Origin of the sequence: Bradyrhizobium cosmicum (assembly GCF_007290395.2) — a bacterium.
GTDB classification, from domain to species: domain Bacteria; phylum Pseudomonadota; class Alphaproteobacteria; order Rhizobiales; family Xanthobacteraceae; genus Bradyrhizobium; species Bradyrhizobium cosmicum.
Map to the genome: position 1 here is coordinate 90395 of NZ_CP041656.2, position 16973 is coordinate 107367.

Below are 16973 nucleotides of genomic sequence, written 5' to 3' on the forward strand. Positions count from 1 at the left end.
GCCGCGCGTCAATTTTGTGCGGTCTTGGGGCAACTATGTCAGGCGTGATCGTGTCGATGCGTCGGACGCTGCTGTCGTGCACATCACTCGTGCGCAACGGCATGATTGGAAGCGCTCTCGCGGCGCTGCTGCCGGCTGCGCCGGCCGAGGCTGCCGACCTCGTCGACACACTCTCGGTATTGCTGGACTTCAACCGGCAGGAACTCGCGGTGCTGACCACCGCGCTGGCCCTGCTCGGCTTCTCGGTCGTTGCCGCCATCCTGCTGATGCGCACGCGTGTGCGCACGGCGAAGAACGAGGCGCGGCTGCGCGCGCGGATCGGGGAACTGCAGCTGCAGGCCGACCGCTTCGGCGCCCTGCTGTTCGCCGAGCCGCAGGTCCTGATCTCCTGGCCGGCCGGCGACGACCGCGCGCAGATTTCCGGCGACATCTCCATGGTGTTGCCGCGCGACTCCTCGCCGCAGCGCGTGCTCGCATTCGGCACCTGGCTGCCGCCGGAACCGGCGCTCCAGATGGACCATGCGGTCGATGCACTGCGTGATCGCGGCGACGGATTCCAGATCACGCTGACGACCGCGCATGGGCACACGCTGGAGGCGATCGGCCGCGCCATCGGCGGCCAGGCCATTGTCAGGATTCGCGAACTTTCGGGCCTGCGCCGCGAACTGGCGGAAACCAATCTGCGCTACAAGGCGCTCTCCGACGAGACCGAGATGCTGCGCGGCTTCGCCGCCGCCGCGCCATGGCCGATCTGGGGCAAGGCGGAGAACGGCGCGCTCACTTTCGCCAATCCGGCCTATGTGCGCGCGACCGAGGCGACCAGCGTCGGCGACGCCCAGGAGCGCAAGCTCGAGCTGCTCGACAGTGCGGACCGCACCGCCATGGACCGCGGCCTGAAAGAGGCCGCCAGCTTCACCTCCCGGCTGCCGATCGTGATCGGCGGCGAGCGGCGCATCTACGACGTCCGCGCGGTCAATGTCGGCAGCGGCAGTGTCGGCGTCGCGATCGACGCCAGCGAGGCGAATGCGCTGAGCTCGGCCCTGGTGCGGATGGCGGAGGCGCATCGCCGCACGCTCGACCAGCTCTCCTCGGGCGTCGCCGTGTTCGACGGCCAGCGCCGGCTCGCCTTCTACAACGATTCCTACCGGCGGCTGTGGGACCTCGACCGCACCTTCCTCGACGCCAATCCTGACGATTCCAGCGTGCTCGACCAGCTCCGCGCCGCACGAAAACTGCCGGAGCAGCCCGACTTCCGCGCCTGGAAGGCGAAATTGCACGAGGCCTATCGTGCCGTAGAGGCCGCCAAGGACACCTGGTACCTGCCCGACGGCCGCGCGCTCTCCGTCGTCACCACGCCGAATCCGGAAGGCGGCGTCACCTATCTGTTCGACGACGTCACCGAGAGCCTCGAACTCGCCCGCCGCTTCGACGGCATGATCCGCGTCCAGCGCGAGACGCTGGACAGCCTCGCCGAGGGCGTCGCGGTGTTCGGCAGCAACGGCAAGGCCCAGCTGTTCAACCCGGCCTTCGTCCGGATGTGGAAGCTGTCCGCCGACGCCATGCGCGACGAGCCGCATATCCAGACCGTCGAAGGCTGGTGCCACCAGCTGTTCGACGACCCCGCGGTCTGGCGCCAGATCCGCGAGGCCGTCACCTCGATCGAGAGCCGCGCCGACGTGCCGCTGAAACTGGAGCGCAAGGACGGCAGCGTGCTCGACGGCATGATCCGCCCGCTGCATGACGGCGCCACCATGCTGACGTTCCAGGACATCACCGACACCGAGAATGTCGAGCGCGCGCTGCGTGAGCGCAACGAGGCGCTGGAGGCCGCCGACCAGATGAAGGTGGATTTCGTCCACCACGTCTCCTACGAGCTGCGCTCGCCGCTCACCACCATCATCGGCTTCGCGCACTTCCTCAGCGATCCCTCCACCGGGCCGCTGACGCCGAAGCAGGCCGAATATCTCGACTACGTCACCAAATCGACCAACGCGCTGCTGGCGCTGACCAACAACATCCTGGATCTCGCCACCATCGACGCCGGCGCCATGAAGCTGGAACTCGGCCCGGTCGACGTCAGCAAGACCATCGAGCTGGCCGCCGAGGGCATCCAGGACCGGCTCGCCACCGACCGCATCCGTCTCAAGGTCGAGATCGCGCCGGATATCGGCAGCTTCATCGGCGACGAGAAGCGCGTGGTGCAGGTGCTCTATAACCTCCTCGCCAACGCCGTCGGGTTTTCTCCACAGGATTCCACCGTCGGCATCAGCGCGCGTCGCACCGAGCATAGCGTGGTCTTCACCGTGACAGATTCCGGGCCTGGAATACCTGCCGACATGAAGGACAAGGTGTTCAACTGGTTCGAAAGCCGCTCGCAGGGGTCGCGTCACCGCGGTGCCGGGCTCGGCCTGTCGCTGGTGCGTTCCTTCGTTGAGCTGCATGGCGGCAAGGTGCGGGTGGATTCGATCGTCGGCCGCGGCACGGTCGTGATCTGCGACTTCCCGACCGACCAGGCGGCGCATCGCGACGCCGCCGAATGACTGCGTCCGCCACATTCTCCGTCGCGCTTCCCAACGAGACGGCGACTGCGCAACTGATGGCCGACCTCGCGCTGCTGGTCGGTCCCGGCGATGTCATCACCCTCACCGGCGATCTCGGCGCCGGCAAGACTGCGGCCGCCCGCAGCCTGATCCGCTACCTCGCCGGCGACGAGGAACTGGAAGTGCCGAGCCCGACCTTCACCCTGGTGCAGGGCTACGAGCTGCCGCCATTTCCGGTGATGCATGCCGACCTCTATCGCATCGAGGACGAGAGCGAGCTCGAGGAGATCGGGCTGTCGCCGCTCCCCGATGCCACGCTGGTACTGATCGAATGGCCGGAGCGCGCGCCGTCGGCGATGCCCGGGGATCGCATCGACATCACGCTGACGCACCGGCCGGCGCTGGGCCCGAACGCACGCGCCGCCGAGATCACCGGTTACGGCAAGAGCGCTGCCGTCGTTGCGCGGCTAAAGGCGCTGCGGGAATTCCTGGACGCATCAGGGTACATGGATGCAACGCGCAAGCGCATGGCCGGCGACGCTTCGACACGCTCTTATGCCCGACTGCGGCGCGATGACGGCGTCGTCATCCTCATGAACTTTCCGCAGCGCCCGGACGGCGCCGCGCTCTACAACGGAAAATCCTACAGCGCCGCGGTGCATCTCGCCGAGAACATCACACCCTTTGTCGCGATCGACGAGGGCCTGCGCGCGCAAGGAATCTCGGCGCCCAAGATCCATCATTTCGATCTCGACCACGGCTTTCTGATCAGCGAGGATTTTGGCACCGAGGGTGTGATCGAAGGCGACCCGCCGCGTCCGATCGTAGAACGCTATGAAGCCGCGACGGATGTGCTCGCTTTGCTGCACGGCAAGACACTGCCGGAGAAGCTGCCGCTGAACGGGCAGGCCTACGACATTCCCGCCTTCGACATCGAAGCACTTTTGATCGAGATCGGATTGATGCCGGAATGGTATCTGCCCGATCGCAACGCGCCGCTGAGCGACGAGAAGCGCGCGGAGTTCTTTGCGATGTGGCGCGAGCTCTTGAAGAAGCCGCTGGCCGCACCGAAGACCTGGATCATCCGCGACTATCACTCGCCAAATCTGATCTGGCTTGCAGATCGTACCGGCATCGAACGCGTGGGCGTGATCGACTTCCAGGACACTGTGCTCGGGCCGAAATCCTACGACGTCGTCTCGCTGCTCCAAGACGCGCGTATCGACGTGCCCGAAAACATCGAGCTGACGCTGCTGTCGCGGTACATCAAGGCACGCCGCGCCGATGATGCGAGCTTCGATCCGGCCGGCTTCGCCGAACTCTACGCCATCATGTCGGCGCAGCGGAACACCCGCCTGCTCGGCACCTTTGCCCGGCTCAACCGCCGCGATGGCAAGCCGCATTATCTGCGCCACCAGCCGCGGATCTGGACCTATCTCCAGCGCTCGCTGGCGCATCCCGCGCTCGCCCATCTGCGCGACTGGTATCTCGCCAACGTCCCGCCGCCCCGGTCCGGAACCTGATTTACCGGCTGTTAGCCATCACATCGGTATCATCGCCCGAACGCAGCCGGATAAATACGGGGCTGGAGCAAGGCAGATGGCGGTCAAGACGGACCAGCGCGGAACCAGCCGGGTTATCTTCGAACGTGGAATTCCGGCCCAGATGATGGGTATCGACGGCACCTGGCGGCGCGACTGCACCATGGAGGACGTCTCCGAGACCGGCGCCAAGCTGACGATCGACGGCTCCGTCGAAGGCCTGCATCTGAAGGAATTTTTTCTCCTGCTGTCGTCCACGGGGCTCGCGTACCGTCGCTGCGAACTGGCCTGGGTCAATGGCGACCAGATCGGCGTCAATTTTCTGAAGGTCGGCGACAAGAAGAAAAAGGCACGCTCCACAGCGGCCGGGGCGTGACGGCAACCCCCGTCGTACAACCGTCACGGCGGGTGGTTAAGGCGGTTAAGACGCAGTGCGGCTCATTGCGGTCCGTGCTAAAAATTGCTGCGAACACGAAATCCAAGAGCTAGAGTCCAAGAGTTAGAGTCCAAGCATTCGAGTCCAGGCGTCCTGAGTCCAAGACGCCTAAGAAAGACGAATCCGAGAAGGCCAACGATGTCCGTCAAACCGACCAAAGCCATGGTGCTCGCCGCGGGGTTCGGCCTGCGTATGCGTCCATTGACGGAGAAGATGCCGAAGCCGCTGGTGCCCGTGGCCGGCCAGCCGCTGCTCGACCATGTGCTCGACAAGCTCGGCGAGGCCGGCGTGACCGAGGCCGTCGTCAACGTGCACTACCTGCCGGACCAGATCATCAATCACGTCGCATCCCGCCAGCATCCACGCATCACCATCTCGGACGAGCGCGACCAGGTGCTCGGCACCGGCGGCGGCGTGGTCAAGGCATTGCCGCTGCTCGGCGACACGCCGTTCTTCCACGTCAATTCCGACACGCTGTGGATCGACGGCGTGCGCTCCAATCTGGCGCGGCTTGCGGAAAACTTCGACCCCGCGCGGATGGACATCCTGCTGCTGATGGCGCCGACCGCGACCAGCATCGGCTATAGCGGCCGCGGCGATTACGGCATGCTGCCCGACGGCGCCTTGCGCAAGCGCAAGGAGAAAGAGGTCGTCCCGTTCGTCTATGCGGGCGCGGCGATCCTGTCACCTTCGATCTTCGAAGGTGCGCCGCAGGGCGAATTCTCGCTGACGAAGATGTTCGACCGCGCGAACGAGCAGGACCGGCTGTTCGGCCTGCGCCTCGACGGCGTCTGGATGCATGTCGGCACGCCCGATGCGGTGCATGCGGCGGAAGAGGCGTTTCTGGAGAGCGTGGCGTAAGCCGCCCTCTCGTGTCCCGCCCGGCTCGGCGGCGAATCACTCCGTGCTGCGCCGCGTCCGGGGCACGAGAGCGGGGCCCAGCGAACAACGGGGACTATCTCCCCTCCACCCATATCCATTTGAGACCGCCTCCCTATATTGGCGCCTGATCCTCCGAATCAGGCAGCCATGCGCGTTTTCAGCGTTCCCCTCTCAGTTCCGTTCCTGCGCACGGTCGTCACGGCCCTGCTCGACGGCCGGCTGGTCGACGGGTTCGAGGCGCGCAGGGAGCCGGCACGGCTGGCCGATGCCACGCTGTACCTGCCAACGCGGCGCGCCATGCGCGTCGTTCGCGAGATATTCCTCGACGAGATGAAGGCCGATGCCGTGGTGCTGCCGCGCATCGTCGCGCTCGGCGACATCGACGAGGACGAGCTGGCTTTCACTGAGGAGGCCGAACAGTTCTCCGGCGCAACACCGCTCGACATTCCGCCGCGACTCGGCGAGCTCGAGCGACGGCTGACGCTGGCGCAGCTGGTCGCCGCCTGGGCCAAAGGCCCGGTGCTGTCGCCACTGGTGGTCGGCGGCCCCGCCTCGACGCTGGCGCTGGCCGGCGACCTCGCGCGCCTGATCGACGACATGGTCACGCGCGGCGTCGACTGGAGCGCGCTCGACGGCCTCGTGCCTGATATGCTCGACCGCTACTGGCAGCATTCGCTCGAATTTCTGCGCATCGCGCGCATCGCCTGGCCCGGCCACCTCGCCGAGATCAACCGGATCGAGCCTGCGGCGCGGCGCGATCTCCTGATCGCGGCGGAGGCCCGCCGGCTGACCACGCATCCCCACGGTCCCGTCATCGCGGCCGGGTCGACCGGCTCGATGCCGGCCACCGCAAAATTCCTGCATGCGGTCGCCTCGCTGCCGCACGGCGCCGTGGTGCTGCCGGGCCTCGACACCGATCTCGACGACGACGCCTGGCGGACCATCGGCGGCGTACGAGACTCCCTCGGAAAATTCGTCGAGCATCCGGCATCGAACCATCCGCAATATGCCCTGCACGCGCTGTTGGATCGTTTTGGCATCAAGCGCGGCGACGTCGAGGTCCTCCAGCCGCCCGCGGACGGCGGCCGCGATCTGCTGGCGTCGGAATCGATGCGGCCCTCCGCGAGGACGGAGGTCTGGTACGACCGGCTCAAGCAGCCTGATGTCGCCGCCAAGATCGCCGGCGGCATGGCAAATCTTGCCGTGGTGGAAGCCCCCAATCCTGAAATGGAAGCACTCGCGATCGCCATAGCGATGCGCGAGGCGCGGCATCTGGACAAATCGGCGGCGCTGGTGACGCCGGATCGCGCGCTGGCGCGGCGGGTGATGGCTGCGTTGACCCGATGGGATCTCGCCTTCGACGATTCCGGCGGCGACGTGCTGATCGAGACCTCCGCCGGCGTCTTCGCGCGCCTCGCGGCGGAGGCGGCGACCAAGGGCCTGGAGCCGCCGACGCTGCTGGCGATGCTGAAGCATCCGCTGTGCCGGCTCGGCCGCGCTCCCGGCGCGTGGAAGGCGGCGATCGAAGGGCTGGAGCTCGCGCTCCTGCGCGGGACGCGGCCGCCCGCGGGCACGGCCGGCCTGCTGCGGGAATTCAACCGCTTCCGCGAGGAGCTTGCGAAGCTGGAGCGCAAGGAGGTCTCTTCACTTCATCACGCCGAGCCGCGCGCGCGTCTCAAGGCGCCGGATATCGAGCGCGTCCAGGCGCTGATCGATATCCTGCAAAAGGTGCTGGCACCGATCGAGAGCCTGGCATCATCAAAACCGTATGACTTCGCCGAGCTCGCGCACCGCCATCGCGAGATCCTGATCGAGCTGTCACGCGACGAGCAGGGTATCCCGCTGGCCTTCGAGGAGCGCGAAGGTCTCGCGCTCGCCAGCGCCTTCGACGATCTCCTGCGCGGCGGCACGACCAGCGGCCTGATGGTGCCGCTGCCGGAATACCCCGATGTCTTCCAGACCGCGTTCGGCGACCGCGCCGTGCGGCGGCGCGACAAGCCCGGCGCGCGGCTGCAGATCTACGGACCGCTGGAATCGCGCCTGATGCAGGCCGACCGCATCATCGTCGGCGGACTGATCGAGGGCGTCTGGCCGCCGGCACCGCGCATCGATCCCTGGCTCAGCCGTCCGATGCGGCACCAGCTTGGTCTCGATCTGCCGGAGCGCCGCATCGGTCTCTCCGCGCACGACTTCGCGCAGCTGCTCGGCGGCGGCGAAGTCATTCTCACCCACTCCGCCAAGGCTGGCGGCGCGCCCGCGGTGGCCTCGCGCTTCCTGCACCGGCTTGAAGCTGTCGCAGGTGATGAGCACTGGAAAGCGGCGATTCGCGCCGGCGAAAAATACGTGAAATTCGCCGAAGCGCTCGACCAGCCCGACGAGGTCAAGCCGGCCAAGCAGCCCGAACCGCGGCCACCGCGCGCGACCCGGCCAATGAGAATGTCGGTGACCGAAATAGAAGACTGGTTGCGCGACCCCTACACGATCTACGCCAAGCGCATCCTGAAACTCGCCGCGCTCGATCCCGTCGACATGCCGCTGTCGGCTGCCGACCGCGGCTCGGCGATCCACGATGCGCTCGGCGAGTTCACGGAAACCTATGCCGCGTATCTGCCCGCCGATGCCGCTCGCGTGCTGCGCGCGATCGGCGAAAAGCATTTCTTGCCGCTGATGGAGCGGCCCGAGGCGCGCGCGCTATGGTGGCCCCGCTTCCAGCGCATCGCGCGCTGGTTCGGCGAATGGGAGACGGTGCGGCGCGCCGCGATCGAGACTATCACGGCGGAGACCCGCGGCGAGATCTCGATCCCGCTCGACAGCGAGCGCAGCTTCATTCTCTCCGCCCGCGCCGACCGCATCGAGCGGCGCCGGGGCGGAGGCTATGCCATCCTCGACTACAAGACCGGCCAGCCGCCGACCGGCAAGCAGGTCCGCATGGGCCTGTCACCGCAGCTCACGCTGGAAGCCGCCATCCTGCGCGAGGGCGGTTTTCCCGATATCGACGCCGGCTCCTCGGTGAGCCAGCTCGTCTATGTCCGCCTGAGCGGCAACAATCCGCCGGGCGAAGAACGCATCCTCGAACTGAAGTTCAGGCAAGGCGACGAGCCGCAGCCGCCGGATACGGCGGCTGCGGAGGCGAGGGCCAAGCTGGAGGCACTGATCCGCGCCTTCGACGACGAGAACCAGCCCTACACCTCGCTGAACCTGCCGATGTGGACCAACCGCTACGGCACCTATGACGATCTCGCCCGGATCAAGGAATGGTCCGCGGCCGGCGGCCTGGGGATCGAGGAATGGTGAAAGCGCTACGCCCCATCCCGGATGCCGTGCGCGACACACAGAGGCGCGCATCGGACCCGACCGCGTCGGCGTTCGTGTCGGCCAATGCCGGATCGGGCAAGACGCATGTGCTGGTGCAGCGGGTGATCCGCCTGCTGCTGTCGGGCGTGCCGCCGGAAAAGATCCTCTGCATCACCTTCACCAAGGCGGCCGCCGCCAACATGGCCGAGCGCGTCTTCACCACGCTTGGCCATTGGGTGACGCTGGACGACACCGCGCTCGATGCAGCGATCCGCGACGTCGGCATTCCCCATCCGGACCGAAAACTGCGGCGCGAAGCACGAAAACTGTTCGCCTGCGCGCTGGAGACGCCGGGCGGACTGAAGGTGCAGACCATCCACGCCCTGTGCACCCGCCTGCTCCAGCAATTCCCGTTCGAGGCCAACGTTCCCGCGCGCTTCGCCGTGATCGACGAGCGCGACCAGACCGACATGATGGAGCGCGCCAATCTGAAGGTGCTGCTGGAGGCCGCGCGCGATCCGGACAGCGTCACCGGCCGCGCGCTGCTGACCGCGATGGCGAGCGCCGCCGACGTCACCTTCAAGGAGGTCGTGCGCGAGGCTTGTCTCAGCCGCGACCATTTCATGGCCTGGACCGACGAGGCCGGCAATGCGGAAGCGGCTGCGACGCAGATGGCTGCCGCGCTGGGCGTGGATGCGAGAGACCGGATCGAGGACGTCGAGACGGAGATTCTCGACGGCCCGTTCTTGCCGCGATCGCGCTGGGACGACATCGCGTTTGCACTGGAGGACGGCAGCAAGTCCGATAACGACCAAGCCAGTCGGCTCCGCGAGGCAAAAGTCTACTCCGGCGCCGCGCAGGTCGACGCCTATCTCGGCGTGTTCCTCACCGACGAGAAGCTGCCGCGCAAGGCGGTGCTGACCAAGAAGTTTGGCGAGCACAACCCGTCCGTCGCGCGCCTGTTCGAGAACGAGGCGCAGCGCGTCAGTGGCTTGATCGAGAAACGCCGCGCCGTGGCCATGCGCGACCGCACCGCGGCCCTGCTGCACATCGCGACCGCTGCCGCCGCAAACTACCGGCGCGAGAAGCAGGAGCGCGGCCTGCTCGACTACGACGACCTGATCGACAAGACGCTGGCGATGCTGGACCGTGTCGCTTCGGGCTGGGTCCACTACAAGCTCGACCGCGGCGTCGATCACGTCCTGATCGACGAAGCCCAGGACACCAGCCCGCGGCAATGGGATATCGTCGCGCATATCATCTCCGAGTTCACGGCCGGCGAAGGCGCGCGCGAGGGGCTGAACCGCACCGTGTTCGCGGTCGGCGACGAGAAGCAGTCGATCTTCTCGTTCCAGGGCGCGGCCCCGCACGAGTTCGATGCGCGGCGGCGCGAGCTGCACCGCAAGTTCACTGCGGCCGGGCTGAAGTTCGATCCCGTCGCCTTCACCTATTCGTTCCGCTCGGGCGCGGCGATCCTGCACTCGGTCGATCACGTCTTCCGTGACCCCCAGATCTATAAGAGCATCCATTCCGTCGAGATCGGCCATCCCCTGCACAACGCGCTCGCCGATGCGGGCCCGAGCGTCATCGAGCTGTGGGACCTGGCAGAAGCGGACGAGAGGCAGGACATCGAGGGCTGGCGCGCGCCGTTCGACGGCGTCGCCGTCACCAGCCCCGAGGTCAAGCTCGCCCGCCGCATCCAGGCCGAGATCAAGCGGCTGGTCGAGAGCGGCACGCTGACTGGGCACGAAGGCGAGCGGCGTCCGCTGCGTTATGGCGACATGCTGATCCTGGTGCGGCGGCGCGGCAATGCGTTCGATGCGGTGATCCAGGCGCTGAAGCACGCGGGCGTCCCGGTCGCCGGCGCGGACCGGCTCAAGCTGACCGAGCACATCGGCATCATCGATCTGATGAACCTCGCGGACGCGCTGCTGCTGCCGCAGGACGATCTCGCGCTTGCGGTGGCGCTAAAGAGCCCGTTGTTCGGGCTCGATGACGACGATCTGTTTCAGCTCGCCCATGACCGCAAGGGATCGCTGCGCCGCGCGCTGGGCGAGCATGCGGTTGGGAGCGAGAAGTTCACGACCGTGCTGCGGCGCCTCGAAGCCTGCGAGGCGCGCGCGCGCGATGAGACGCCATTCGCCTTCTATGGCTGGCTGCTCGGCGGCGACGGCGGACGCGCGCGCATCCTGCGGCGGCTTGGCCATGAGGCCAACGACGCGCTCGACGAGTTCCTGGAACTCGCGCTGAACTACGAGCGCAAGGCGCCGGCCTCGCTGCAGGGCTTCATGGCCTGGCTGCGCTCGGCCGACACCGAGGTGAAGCGCGACATGGAGATCTCGCGCGACGAGGTCCGGGTGATGACGGTGCACGGCGCCAAGGGCCTCGAGGCGTCCGTCGTGTTCATGGTCGACACCACGTCCTCGCCGGCGGACTCGCAGCGGGTCCGCTTGATCCACGTGCCGCGCGGCAATGGCGGCGAGGTCGTGGTCTGGGCGGGGCGCAAGGCGGATGATCCCAAGCCCGTCGCCGACGCACGCAAGGCGATGATCGAGGAGACCGAAGACGAATATCGCCGCCTGCTCTATGTCGCGATGACGCGCGCGGCCGACCGGCTGATCGTCGGCGGCTGCATGCCAGGCAACATGAAGACGGTGCGCAAGCTGAGCTGGTACGACCTGATCGACACCGGGCTCAAAGGCTCAGGCCTCGACAAGCAGACGATCGAGACGCCGCTCGGCAAGGTGACAAGGTTCGCCCGGCCCGAGGATGTCACTGCGCTGGGCACGCCCGCCACATCGGTGGATCAGGCGATCACGTTGCCCGACTGGCTGCGGACGCCGGCGCCGCGCGAGATGCTCGACGACGATCCGGTGCGTCCCTCCGGCCAGTCGACCGAGGAGGGCCGTAGCGTGCAGACCGGCGAATCGATCCGGTCCCGCGCGCTGGCGTTGCAACGCGGCACCCTGGTGCACCGGTTGCTGCAATCCCTTCCCGACATTGCCATGGAGCGCCGGCGCGAGGCCGCGCTCGGCTTCATGACACGCAACGCCTCCGACTGGCCGGATGCCGACCGCGCGGCGCTGGCCGACAAGGTGCTCGCCCTGATCGCCGAGCCGCGCTTCGCAGCCGTCTTTGCAGCCGGCAGCCGGGCGGAGGTCGCCATCGTCGGCCGGCTGGAGCGGCCGGGCCGCGCCCCGGCGCTGGTGTCGGGGCAGATCGACCGGCTGGTCGTTCGTCCGGATGAGATCCTGATCGTCGATTTCAAGACCAACCAGGCCGCGCCCAAAAGCGCTGCACAAGCCCCCGCCGCCTATGTCCGGCAGCTCGCGCTGTACCGGGCGGTGCTGGCGCGGCTTTATCCCCAAAAGCCGGTCAGGGCCGTCCTGCTCTGGACCGAGGCCCTTGAATATATGGAGATTTCAGCCCCCGCGCTGGACGCGGCGCTGGCATCCCTTCATGTCGGCGTGAGCGTCCTTGACCCGGCAAGGGGCCGTTCATAGGTTGGCTCCATGATCCCCGGCGCGATTCCAGGTCGCGCCGATTCTCTTTCAACCGAACGAGGTACTCCCATGGCCGTTGGCAAGGTTTCCGACACCGATTTCGAAGCCGAAGTGCTCAAGGCGAACGGTCCCGTCGTCGTCGATTTCTGGGCCGAGTGGTGCGGCCCCTGCCGCATGATCGCCCCCGCGCTCGACGAGATCGCCGGCGCGATGGGCGACAAGGTCAAGATCGTGAAGCTCAACGTCGACGAGAGCCCGAAGACCGCGTCGAAATACGGCGTGATGTCGATCCCGACCCTGATGATCTTCAAGGGCGGCGAGATGGCCTCCCGTCAGGTCGGCGCTGCGCCGAAGGCGAAGCTGCAGCAGTGGATCACGTCGGCGGTCTGATCCGCGGCGCGAACTATTATTTTCGACAACGGCCGGCGAAATGCCGGCCGTTTGCGTTGGTGGGACATGTCCAGCGTACCACGAGTCCCGCCCTTGCGTGCCCGGCCGGCAAAACCCACACGAAAATCAACCTCGCTCGTTGCCATGGAGGCGCGGTCGGTCGACACGATCCCGCGCGGCAAGGCGTGGCAATACGAGCCGAAATGGGACGGCTTTCGTTGCCTGCTCGCGCGCAGCGGCAAAACCGTCGATCTGCGCTCGAAGTCGGGCGAAGATCTGGCGCGCTATTTCCCTGAAATCGTCGCTGCCGCGCTGAGGCTGAAGGCGACCAGCTTTACGCTCGACGGCGAGATCGTCATCCCGCAGGGAACGGGCTTTTCCTTCGACGCGCTGCTGCAACGCATTCATCCCGCCGCAAGCCGAGTGAAGAAGCTCTCGCTGGAAACACCGGCGCTCTATCTCGCCTTCGACCTGCTCGCGACGGCACGGGACAAGCAGCTGGCCGGGAAGCCGCTGAGCGAACGGCGGCCGGCGCTCGAAGCGTTTGCGCAAGTCAATCTCAAGGCCAGCATCTTCCGTCTATCGCCGGCCACGACCGGCTACACCACTGCCCAGAAATGGCTGGCGCAATCCGGCGGCGGATCGGACGGCGTCATCGCCAAGCGCGTCGACCTGCCCTATCAGGCGGGCAATCGCGACGGCATGCAGAAGATCAAAAAATTTCGCAGCGCCGATTGCGTGATCGGCGGCTTCCGCTATGCGACGAACAAGCTCGCGGGTCGAAAGGTGGTTGGCTCGCTGCTGCTCGGACTCTACGACCGTGAAGGCCTGCTGCACCACGTCGGCTTCACCTCTGCGATCAAGGCAGGAGAAAAGCCGGCGTTGACCGAAAAGCTGGAGGCTCTGATCGGCGAGCCCGGCTTCACAGGCAACGCGCCGGGCGGCCCAAGCCGGTGGTCCACCGAGCGCTCTGCAAAATGGTGTCCCTTGAAGCCGAAGCTCGTGATCGAGATCTGCTACGACCATTTCAGCGGCGACCGCTTTCGCCACGGCACCTCGATCTTGCGCTGGCGCCCGGACAAAGCGCCGCGGCAATGCACCTTCGAGCAGTTGAAGCAGAAGGCCGCCGATCCGATGAAGTTGCTGAAATAGCGCTACTTGATCCATCCCGTCGCCAGCGCGTTCGCCAGCTCCGGCTGATTGTTGCGGCGTGCCAGCGCAGCCATGGTTTCATGATCGTAGGCGATGTGGCGGAACGTGACTTGCCAGGCACCATCGACAGCTTCGAAGATCGCATAGCGCGCATGCGGCGTGCCGGCCTCGACGACATGCGGGAACGGGTGCACGTCACGATAGCCGGGGCTGCCGACGCTGCCGGGATTGACGACCAGCCGGCCATCGCGAAGCCGCACCGCGCGGGCGAGATGGGTGTGGGCGCAGAGGATCAGCGATTGCGTGATGCCTTGAGCAAACTGCTCGATCCGGTCCAGCGGCGATAGCGCCACCGTACCATCGGGGTGCACAGTATCGAGCCAATAGACCTCGTCATTCTCGGGCGTAGCGTGGCAGAGAAACACCTGGTCAAGGAAGACGCGCGTCATCGGCTGCGCGCGCAGCCAGTCGAGTTGCGCGGCATCGAGCGCTTCGTAGGCGGGACGGTCCCACGAGCCCATCTTCTCCGGCGGGCGGTCGAGCAGATAGCGGTCGTGGTTGCCGAGCACGTGCACGGCGTCGAGCGTCATCAGGATCTCGACGGTTCGCCGCGCATCGAGCGGGCCGCTCAGCATGTCGCCGAGATTGACGATGTCGGAGATGCCTTGCGCGTGGACATCGGCAAGCACCGCCTCCAGCGCGAGATGGTTTCCATGAACGTCGGCAATCGCGGCAAAACGCATTGGCAGTCTCTCTCCTCCCCCGGACGGAGCGCAGCACTTCCTCAGCGGTGCGCTGCAGAGCCGGGGCCCATGTGGCTTCTGGGTCCCGGATCAGCGCTCCGCTTGTCCGGGACACGAGACCTATGCAGGAGGCGTGCCGTTGAGACCCAACACATGGCCGGCGAGATAGAGCGAGCCGGTGATCAGGATCCGCGGCGGCACTTCGTAGGCGAGCTTCGACAATCCGCGCAAGGCGGCCTCGATGCCGGGCGCGATCTCGACGCGCATGCCGAGGCTGCGCGCGGCGTCCGCGAGCCGGTCGACCGGCATCGCGTTTTCGATGTCGGGAATCGACACCGCGATGATGTGACGGGTGAGGCCGGCGAAATTGGCGAGGAAGGCCGGCGCGTCCTTGTTGGCCATCATGCCCGCAATCACCACCAGCGGCCGCGACACCCGCTCTTCGAGATCGCCGAGCGCCGCCGCTGCGACGCGGCCGCCCTCCGCATTGTGGCCGCCATCGAGCCAGAGCTCCGAGCCCTGCGGTCCGAAGGCGAGCAGCTCGCCCGAAGTGATACGCTGCATCCGCGCCGGCCATTCGGCACCGACGATGCCGGCCTCGAAGGCCGCATGATTGACCGTGAATGCGGGAATCGCGCGCAGTGTCGCGATCGCGAGCCCGGCATTGTCGAACTGGTGGCGGCCGAACAGGCGCGGCGCCGCAAGATCCATCAGGCCACGCTCGTCGGAATAGACCAGGCGGCCATGCTCGACATTCACGTGCCAGCTCTCGTTCGCGGCAAACAGCGGTGCGCGCATGCGCTTCGCCTGCGCCTCGATCAAGGCCATCGCTTCCGGCGTCTGCTCGGCGCAAATCACGGGCACGCCGCGCTTGATGATCGCGGCCTTCTCGCCCGCGATGGAGGTCAGCGTGTCGCCGAGGAAGTCCATGTGGTCCATGCTGATTGGCGTGATCACGCAGGCCGCAGGCGTATCGATGACATTGGTCGAATCGAGCCGGCCGCCGAGCCCCACTTCGAGCAGCACCACATCGGCCGGATTCTGCGCGAACAGGTGAAAGGCAGCGGCGGTCTTCAGCTCGAACACGGTTGCGGCCTCGCCGGCATTGACGCGCTCGACCTCTTCGAGCGCCGCGCGCAACTCGTCATCGCCGACGAGCACGCCGCCACCGACGCGGCCGATCCGAAAACATTCGTTGATGCGGACGAGATAGGGCGAGGTGTAGGCGTGGACGCGCAGGCCAGCGGCCTCCAGCGTCGCGCGCAGATAAGCGAGCGTCGAACCCTTGCCATTGGTGCCGGCGATATGGATCACCGGCGGCAGCTTGCGTTCGGGATGGCCCAGCCGCTCGAGCAGGCGGTGCATCCGATCTAGCCCGAGATCGATGCGCTTCTGATGCAGGGCCGACAGCCGCCCGATCAATTCACCGAGCGGCGGCTTTGCATTGTCGGCGGACGCGTTCACGCGTGCGGCGCGGCCGGCGCCACTTCCGGAGCCGATACGATCTGCGCCGGGCTGATGACCGGCTGCGCTGATTTGGACGCACTTTCCAGCGCGGGCGCCTTGGTCAAGAGACGACAAAGCCGCGCCAGCGTCGGGCGCAAATCATGGCGATGCACGACCATGTCGACCATGCCGTGGTCCTTCAGGTACTCGGCGCGCTGGAACCCCTCAGGAAGCTTTTCGCGGATGGTCTGCTCGATCACGCGCGCGCCGGCAAAGCCGATCAGCGCGCCGGGTTCGGCGATCTGCACGTCGCCCAGCATCGCATAGGACGCGGTGACGCCGCCGGTGGTCGGGTTGGTCAGCACGACGATGTAGGGCAGCTTGGCCTCGCGCAGCATCTGCACGCCGACCGTGGTGCGCGGCATCTGCATCAGCGACAGGATGCCTTCCTGCATCCGCGCGCCGCCGGATGCGGCGAAGACGATGAACGGCGACTTCTTCTCGACCGCGAGCTCGAGCCCGCGCACCAAGGCTTCGCCCGCGGCCATGCCGAGCGAGCCGCCCATGAAATCGAAATCCTGCACGGCGATGACGACGGCGGCGCCTTCGAGCTTGCCGTAGCCGACCTTGACGGCGTCGTTCAGATTGGTTCGCGCGCGCGCATCCTTGATGCGGTCAACGTATTTTTTCTCGTCGCGGAACTTGAGCGGATCGGCGGTGACGTCAGGCAATGCGACGTCGAACCAGGTCTCGTTGTCGAAGATCGACTTCAGCCGCGCCACCGCGCCCATGCGCATGTGGTAGTTCGAGCCGGGGATGACGAACTGGTTGGCCTCGACGTCCTTGTAGAACACGAGCTGTCCGGAATCCGGGCACTTGATCCACAGATTCTCCGGCGTCTCCCGCCGCAGCATGTTGCGGATTTTCGGCCGGACCACATTGGTAAGCCAGTTCATGGTTTGCTCCGATGTGCGACCCCGCCCGGGGATCGCCTGAAGGGATATATGGCGGCCGGGCCGTTGCCCGGCAAGCCGCCGTGTCGCCCG

11 protein-coding genes are annotated in these 16973 nt (G+C 66.7%); 8 read left to right on the plus strand and 3 right to left on the minus strand.

The window, feature by feature from the left end; all coding sequences use genetic code 11:
• Window positions 1-35 precede the first annotated feature (35 nt).
• From FNV92_RS00385 to FNV92_RS00420, 8 genes are all read left to right on the plus strand, one after another.
• Entirely contained in the window at window positions 36-2540 is a 2505-nt protein-coding gene (locus tag FNV92_RS00385; protein ID WP_143842665.1) for a PAS domain-containing sensor histidine kinase, read from the plus strand.
• The gene (gene tsaE, locus FNV92_RS00390; protein WP_143842664.1) at window positions 2537-4063 is read left to right on the plus strand and encodes a tRNA (adenosine(37)-N6)-threonylcarbamoyltransferase complex ATPase subunit type 1 TsaE; all 1527 of its coding nucleotides are present in this window, start codon (window positions 2537-2539) and stop codon (window positions 4061-4063) included. The genes FNV92_RS00385 and tsaE overlap by 4 nt, the downstream gene beginning before the upstream one ends.
• A 76-nt stretch (window positions 4064-4139) precedes the next feature.
• The gene (locus FNV92_RS00395; RefSeq protein WP_014438724.1) at window positions 4140-4457 is read left to right on the plus strand and encodes a PilZ domain-containing protein; all 318 of its coding nucleotides are present in this window, start codon (window positions 4140-4142) and stop codon (window positions 4455-4457) included.
• 198 nt (window positions 4458-4655) lie between these two features.
• Window positions 4656-5378, plus strand: coding sequence for a nucleotidyltransferase family protein (locus FNV92_RS00400; protein WP_014438725.1), 723 nt, complete (start codon window positions 4656-4658; stop codon window positions 5376-5378).
• 168 nt (window positions 5379-5546) lie between these two features.
• Window positions 5547-8693 carry a double-strand break repair protein AddB gene (gene addB / locus FNV92_RS00405; protein ID WP_143842663.1) on the plus strand — a complete coding sequence of 1049 codons (3147 nt, stop codon included), beginning with the start codon at window positions 5547-5549 and terminating at the stop codon, window positions 8691-8693.
• Window positions 8687-12196, plus strand: a complete 3510-nt coding sequence (gene addA, locus FNV92_RS00410) for a double-strand break repair helicase AddA (RefSeq protein ID WP_168213405.1) — start codon at window positions 8687-8689, stop codon at window positions 12194-12196. Before addB ends, addA begins: the two co-directional genes overlap by 7 nt.
• A gap of 69 nt (window positions 12197-12265) precedes the next feature.
• Window positions 12266-12586 (plus strand): thioredoxin, encoded by a 321-nt coding sequence (trxA, locus tag FNV92_RS00415; protein ID WP_007598398.1) that lies wholly within the window; start codon window positions 12266-12268, stop codon window positions 12584-12586.
• 144 nt (window positions 12587-12730) lie between these two features.
• A complete protein-coding gene (locus tag FNV92_RS00420) occupies window positions 12731-13738 on the plus strand; it encodes an ATP-dependent DNA ligase (protein ID WP_143846127.1) in 1008 nt (335 codons plus the stop codon).
• Between the two features lie 2 nt (window positions 13739-13740).
• Here the strand turns inward: FNV92_RS00420 and FNV92_RS00425 are convergent, their stop codons facing one another.
• From FNV92_RS00425 to accD, 3 genes are all read right to left on the minus strand, one after another.
• Entirely contained in the window at window positions 13741-14481 is a 741-nt protein-coding gene (locus FNV92_RS00425) for a metallophosphoesterase family protein (protein ID WP_168213404.1), read from the minus strand.
• Window positions 14482-14601: 120 nt separating this feature from the next.
• Window positions 14602-15945 carry a bifunctional folylpolyglutamate synthase/dihydrofolate synthase gene (locus FNV92_RS00430; RefSeq protein ID WP_143842660.1) on the minus strand — a complete coding sequence of 448 codons (1344 nt, stop codon included), beginning with the start codon at window positions 15943-15945 and terminating at the stop codon, window positions 14602-14604.
• On the minus strand, window positions 15942-16883 hold the full coding sequence (gene accD / locus FNV92_RS00435; RefSeq protein ID WP_143842659.1) for an acetyl-CoA carboxylase, carboxyltransferase subunit beta: 942 nt from the start codon (window positions 16881-16883) through the stop codon (window positions 15942-15944). Before accD ends, FNV92_RS00430 begins: the two co-directional genes overlap by 4 nt.
• Window positions 16884-16973 lie beyond the last annotated feature (90 nt).